This is a genomic window from Prosthecobacter sp. (assembly GCF_046154365.1).
In the GTDB taxonomy this organism is placed as follows: domain Bacteria; phylum Verrucomicrobiota; class Verrucomicrobiia; order Verrucomicrobiales; family Verrucomicrobiaceae; genus Prosthecobacter.
Window position 1 is genome coordinate 47,585 of sequence record NZ_JBJXFV010000225.1, and the last position, 6,580, is coordinate 54,164.

General features: G+C 60.4%; 4 protein-coding genes. All 4 read right to left on the reverse strand.

Translation table 11 applies throughout. The features are described from left to right. Window positions 1-15: 15 nt before the first annotated feature. On the reverse strand, window positions 16-1,404 hold the full coding sequence (locus ACKVY0_RS28875; protein ID WP_409218350.1) for a DUF898 family protein: 1,389 nt from the start codon (window positions 1,402-1,404) through the stop codon (window positions 16-18). 80 nt (window positions 1,405-1,484) lie between these two features. Next, window positions 1,485-3,962, reverse strand: a complete 2,478-nt coding sequence (locus ACKVY0_RS28880) for a cellulase family glycosylhydrolase (RefSeq protein ID WP_409218351.1) — start codon at window positions 3,960-3,962, stop codon at window positions 1,485-1,487. A gap of 36 nt (window positions 3,963-3,998) precedes the next feature. Next, on the reverse strand, window positions 3,999-5,600 hold the full coding sequence (locus ACKVY0_RS28885; protein ID WP_409218352.1) for a sulfatase-like hydrolase/transferase: 1,602 nt from the start codon (window positions 5,598-5,600) through the stop codon (window positions 3,999-4,001). A gap of 19 nt (window positions 5,601-5,619) precedes the next feature. Continuing rightward, window positions 5,620-6,580 (reverse strand): plastocyanin/azurin family copper-binding protein (locus tag ACKVY0_RS28890; RefSeq protein WP_409218353.1); only part of this gene is annotated, 961 nt, incomplete at its 5' end.

Below are 6,580 nucleotides of genomic sequence, written 5' to 3' on the forward strand. Positions count from 1 at the left end.
GCGGGCGGGTGGGGATCAGAAGCCGATGTCGAAGTCAAAGATGTCCGCACCGGCATCGCCCATGGCGGAGACATTGCCGCCCGACGACTGGGCGACGGCATCCAGACTGCCGCAGGCGATGAAGGTGGTGCGAGCGGCATGGTAGCGTGCCATGCGGACCTTCACCCACGGGATCAACAGCCCCAGTGACAGCAGCACGGCGATGCCATTGGTGATGAAGAGCCAGATGAGATCACGCACGCGCACCTTGGACTCCAGACGACCGAGTTGGCCCCATTGCGTGGTGTTGATGGCGTAGTTGTTCGTGCGGACTTGGTAGTAGAGGAACAGGAGGAAGAACAGGAGGTAAAAGGCACTCACAGCAGCGATGATGATGATCTCGAAACCTGCGGGGAGCTGGCTGGGCCTGGAATCACGGCGCTTCGGGGCATCGGTCGGGATGGTCAGGTCTTGCTCTGTGGCTGCGGGAGCCGGGGCCACTACGGGAGGGACAGGCTCCGTCTGGACCGCCGAGGTTTCCTTGGCCTGCTTGGCCTGTTTTTGCATCATACTGAAGGCTGGAACCGCGAGACTGGCCAGGATGGCGAGGATGAAGATCAGGCCAAAGGACTTGAAGAAGGTCTTGTAGAAGAAACCGGCGCGGCCTTGCATGTCGGCGTTGGCGTTGCCCCAGCCCAGATTACCGAGGAAGTATTTCTTTTGGCGAAACTGCAGGTAAGGCATGATGAGGCCCAGCGTGAAGGGAAGGAGCAGCGCGAGGCCGAGAAACACGCCATAGGCCTCGCCCGTGGTGCCACGGAAGTTGAGGCGCACGTTGCGATGCACGGTGTTGTGCGCTCGGAAGCGCAGCGCCTTCTGAATCAGCCAGGGGGAGAGCACCAAGATCACCAGCATGACGAGGATGGCCAGCGGTGGGAACACCGAGCCGGCCACCGTGTAGATCACGAACAGGCCACCAAAGAGCAGATTGCCCTTGAGGATGGAGATGGGGTTGCCGGTGAAGTCGAAGGGCTTCCCATCCAGCAATGTGTTGCCATAAAAGTAGCGGCGGGTGCGCACTTTGGCCCACGCGGCGTAGATGCCGAGCGTCAGCACGGTGAGCACGACATTGACGATCCAGATGCGGAAAAACTCGCCGGCCTTGCCGTGAAACTCGAAGGGGTGCGCACGCTCTTGCGCGGGTGCGGTGTAGGCGGCCACTGCGGCGGGCGCTGCGGCAGGTGTCGCCGCAGCGGCGGTCAGGTCATCCGGCGAGATCGCGCCCAAGGGCGTCCATTCGGTGAGTCCGGCATTCCAGACGAGGCTGAGCGTGGTGAGAGTGCCTGCGGCTTGCAGTTGGCGGATTTCCTCAAAGGAAACCGGTCCCTGCTGCTGCCCGTCATGTGAGTAATACCATGGTTGCATAAGAAAGGCCGGTTATAGGGAGCGGCCCATCGCTTGGCAATAGCCAATTTGCTCCAGCCGCCTTCATTCCCGGAAACTTCTCACGGTTCAGCACGCAGGCGTGCAAAGCGGCGGCCGTTGGCTCCGGCTGGCATGGTTGCCTTGATGTGCTGGGTCGTTGCGCCTTCGGTCAAAACACTGCTGGTGACGCCAGCGGTGCTCCAGGTGCTGAGGTCGTCACTCCATTCGACGATGCAGGTGATGTCGGTGGCGGTTTTGTTTCGCGTGTAGATGAATTCGAGGCCGCTGAGGGTTTTCGTGGCGGTGGTGACGGCCATGTCGGTCACGGCGGGATTCAAGGCGGTGGCGTATTCGAGCAGATTCGGGGTGCCGTCACGATCGGGGTCAGCGATGGGGCTGGTGAGCGCGGGGTTGGCAAGTTCGCTGGTGTAAAAGTGAGACGACAGCCAATGGTGCCACGCGGTGGCAGGCAGGATGGCGGCGAGGCCGGTGCTGTCGGCGATTGTGGCGTTGGCGGGAGTGCTGAGCTGCACGGTGAAGGCTCTGATGTCGCTGGCACTGGCATTCGGCAGCAGCGTGAGAGTGATGGTCTTGCTGGTCTCACCTGCGGCGAAGGTCAGTGTGCCGCTGGCGGCGGTGAAGTGGGTGCCGGCGAGTGCGGAGGAATTCGTCGTCGTCCACGCGACACTCACAGCTTGTGCGGCGACCGCTGAAAGGGTCACGGTGAAGCTGGCGGTCTGCGTGGTGGCGGTGCCACTGAGCAGCGGGGCCATGCTGGACTGGATGTAGGCGAGTTTGGTTTGATTCACGGTCGTCCAATCGTCGCCGACGATGCCGCCGGTGTCGCCGCTGTTGGGATTGAAGCACCACATGGTCCAACTGATGCCGTGTTTGCCTGCGGCGAGATCGTTGCTGCCATTGAGGTCGAAATCGCCGTCCATGTAGTCGGTGAGTTTGTCCATCCACTGCTGGTCGGAGGTGGTGAGCAGCTTGCTGCCGAATTCGCCGACGATGATCGGTGCGGTGTTGTTTTTGAAGACATAGCCCCAGTAGCTGTCCCACACGCCGCCGAGATTTTGTGGGTAATTGCCTGCGCTGAACCAACTCTGCGCCGAAACGCTCGCGGGATAGTCGTGGATGGAATAGACGAGCTTGTTGGGCACGTTCAGCGTCACGGGCAGCGTCGCCACGCCCATCAAGTTGCCGCCCCACCAGTAGGATTGGCCGCCAGCCTGCTCCACGCCTTCGACAATGATGAGCCAGCTCGGATTGACGGCTTGAATGGCATTGCCACAGCGTTCGGCGGCTTTGTTCCAGTCGGTGAGCGTTGCGCTATTACCCCAGGTGGCGCTGCGTTTGGGTTCGTTGAAAAGATCGGCTCCGATGACGGTTGGGTTGCCTGCGTAGCGTGTGGCGAGCATCACCCAGTCGTCGATCCAGCGCTGCTCGGTGTAGTAGGCATCACCGCTGATGAACCAGACGTTTTCATTGAGGTAGCCGTCCGCGTTAGCAGAGTGCCGGTCGAGGAAGATGCGCAGGCCGATCTGCCCGCAGTAGTCGATGACCTTGTCGAGGCATTGCAGCGGTGTGAGTCCCTGCAAATCGGGATTGAGCGCGAAGTTGATGCTACTCGTCGCGGCACCGGCACGCAGCATGGCGTTGGAATACGGGATGCGCAGTGTGTTGAAGCCGAGCGTCTTGATTTGATCGAGCGCTGATTTGTAGCCGCGTGCCCACAGACCGTGGATGATGCGGTTGCTCGTCTCAAAGCCGAACCAATTGATACCGGTGATGCGCACAGGATTGCCCGCCGAGTCCACGATTTGGTTGCCGTTGGTCGATAAGACACCCGTGAGGCTGGCGGAGCCGGTGAGCGTGACGGACACGTCGTTGATCGAAATTGTCGGCGGAGTCGTCACGGCGATGGACAGAGCCTTCGTCGCTGTTTTGGCAGATGCGGAGCTGTCAGTCACCCTCACGGTGAAGTTCGCCGTGCCCGCGCTGACTGGTGTGCCGCTGAGCACACCTGCGGTGCTCAGCGTGGTGCTTCCTGGCAATGCGCCGCCACTCACCGACCACGCATACGGCCCAGTGCCACCGGTTGCCGCGAGCGTTTGCGAATAAGCCGCGCCCACGCTGCCGCCCGGCAGTGCGCTTGTGGTGATCGCCAGCGTTCCGCCGATGCCCACGCCATTGAAAATGTAGTTCGTCGGCGGCTGTGACTGATCCGCCGGATTGGCGCTGAAGCCCACGAACACTTGCGCCCCCACAGCGATGGTCGCGTTGTAGCCCACATTCTGCACCACGTAATGCGTACCGACATGGCTTGTGACGGTGGCATTCCAGATGTTGGTGATCGTCCCCGTGAAATCAAACTCCAGCGACCATCCGCCCGTCACTGAAGCAGCGCCGTCATTCGTGATCGTGATTCCGCCGTTGTAGCCGGTGGGCCAGCTATCGGTCACGGCAAACGATGCGGTCATCGCGGATGCGCTGCTGGCGCAAAATCCGCCGCAGGCACAAACAACGGTGAAGACAGCAAGGCGGGCGCGATTCATGAGTTTTCTAGTCAAAGCATTCACTTTCTGATGCGCTCAATTTGAAGTCTCCGTAGCTCTGGCGCCTGACGGTGTGACAAACTCCTTGCGGCTCACTTTGCTGTCACGGTCCTTGTCGAATGACTTGAAACGCGATTCGAGGTCATCGCCCTGGGATAAGCCGGCCTTGTATTCTTCCAGAGAGAGGAACTCGTCCTTGTTCGTGTCCCAGCGGTTGAAGGGAATGTTCCGATCTTTCGTGGACATCTTTACCTCAGGTCCTTTCGACTTTTTTTCGCGCTGCTTCGGCACGGAGTCTCGCGGTTTGCTCAGGCAAGTGGGGTCTGCTTCGGTGGGCAAGGTGGCATACCAGTCGAGCAGGAGCTTGCTGAGCTTGGCGACGACTTCAGGATGATCTTTGGACACATCCATCGCTTCCGCACGATCTGAACTGAGGTCATGCAACTCAACACGCTCGGCTCCGTAGGTCATGAGCAGCTTCAAGTTGCCGTCACGCACCGCCAGACGCGGCCACCAGTCAGGCTCGGCGGCTTTGCCTTTGTGCAGCCAAAAAATGGGACGTGTGCGTGGAGTGGTTTCGCCATTGAAGGCACCGATGAGGTTCTCGCCATCGCCTTTCGCGTCATCAGGCAGTGTAACTCCGGCGGCGGCACAGAAGGTCGGCAGAAGATCCACGGCGGTGAAGACGGTGGTGTCGTTCTTGAAGCCAGTCTTGGTGTGTCCTGGCCAGCGCACGATGAAGGGCACTCGCACGCCTCCTTCATAGAGGCTGCGTTTGCGACCACGCAGACCACCGGTTTCGCCGACGCTGTAGTAGCTGCCGTATTTGCCCTCGCCACCCTTGTCCTTCTTGTTGGCTTCTCCGGTGCTCTCTGGGCCGTTGTCGGAGGAAAAGGCGACGAGGGTGTTTTGCGCGATGCCTGCTTTTTCCAACGCATCCAGGATCATGCCGACTTTGTTGTCGCCATCGGTGATCACGGCGGCATAGACCTGCTTTTGTTCATCCAGATGCTTCCATTTCTCCATGGACTCCGCCGATGGCGAATGAGCCAGATGGCTCTCATGAAGCCAGACGTTCATGTAGAAGGGACTGCCTTTATGGGCTTCGATGAACTTCACGGCATGGTCCACGATCTCGGGGCCGCTGGGGCTGACCTTGGGACCTGGTCCGTTATACACTGCTGACTCATCGATGCCGTAGTCGGCCATCTGGGGGCCATCGCTGCCCAAGTGCCACTTGCCGAAATGGGCCGTGCGATAGCCTGCTGCCTTCAGATAACGTGGCGTGGTGGGAGCCTTTCCATCGAGCCAATCCGGCATCTCGGGCGTGCCATCCAGACCGCCACCAAAGACGTTGTTGATGCCGAAGCGTGCTGGATAACGACCCGTCAGTGCTGCGGTGCGGCTCGGTGAGCACACAGGATTGAGCACGTTGAACTGCTGAAAGTCCGTGCCCTCGGCGGCGAGTCGATCGAGGTTGGGTGTCTTCAAAAACGAATGCCCATGGCACGAGAGATCGCCCCAGCCCCAGTCGTCGGCATAGATGAAGACGATGTTGGGTTTAGATTGGGCCTGCAAAGCTGGTCCAGCGAGTGGCGAGAGCAGTAATGAGGCGAGGAGGACGACGCTGTATTTCATGATGAGTTTCCAATGGGGATCAGTTCTTGCCGAATTCCACGGACAGCTCTTGAAAGGCCGTGTTCTCCTGCCGCTCCGTCACGGGCGAGACTTGCCAGATGATCCAGCGGAAGGTGCCTAGCGGCTTGCCATCAGCGTTGCGGCGCGAGAGGGCGGTGTAGGGCTGCAACGTTTGGCCTTCGGTGCTCAGTGTGCCGAGGTTAGTGAAGCCTTTGCCGGTGACATCCCATCCTGGGTCTTCGGTGGCGTTGCTGGCGTAGAGGGTGAGGCGCTGGGCTCCGCGTTGGCCGTGCTGTTTGTAGGACCAACTGGTGATGGCGGTGATGGGCTGCGGTTTGCCGAGGTCCATTTTGTAGGCTCCGTCTTGGATGCCGTTGGCGAAGATAGGGCCGAAGCTTTCGGCTAGCTTGCCGTCGGTGAGGGTGGCGGTGGGATCGTTGTTGGTTTTTTGGTTGGTGGTGACTTTGCCGCTGGGTTTGGTTGGGGGGACGAGCTTGGTGAAGGCGGTGGCCGTGGTGGCGGTTTCGAAGAGGGCACCTTCGCCAATGGGGATGGTGACGGCTTTGATGGCGGGCGATGTGGTGCGGGCGGGTTTGGGTTTGGTAGGTTGGCGGTGGCCGACGGTGAGGATGCCTTTCATGATGCGCCAATGGCCGGGGAAGGTGCAGATGTAGGGGTAGTCGCCGGGTTGCGTTGGAGCTTCGAAGATGAGTTCTTCTTTGGCGTTGGGGCCGAGGAGTTTGGTGGCCTGGAGGATCTTGTCGGAGGTGGGGAGGTAGCCTTTGGCCATGCCGTCGGCTTGGCTGGCGAGTTGGTCGGCTAGGGCTCCGATCTCATCGACGCTGCCGGGGGCGAGGAGCACCCAGTTGTGCATCATGATGTCGGGGTTGGAGAAGACGAGGCGGACCTTGCTGCCTGGTGTCACGCGGAGCTGCGTGGGGGCAAATTGCAGGCCGGCGGCGGCTTGGATTTGGATGACG

What these genes read in the sequence shown, in the direction of transcription:
- ACKVY0_RS28875 (WP_409218350.1), bottom strand. Translation starts at nt 1,404, where the DNA reads ATGCAACCATGGTATTACTCACATGACGGGCAGCAGCAGGGACCGGTT.
- ACKVY0_RS28880 (WP_409218351.1), bottom strand. Translation starts at nt 3,962, where the DNA reads ATGAATCGCGCCCGCCTTGCTGTCTTCACCGTTGTTTGTGCCTGCGGC.
- ACKVY0_RS28885 (WP_409218352.1), bottom strand. Translation starts at nt 5,600, where the DNA reads ATGAAATACAGCGTCGTCCTCCTCGCCTCATTACTGCTCTCGCCACTC.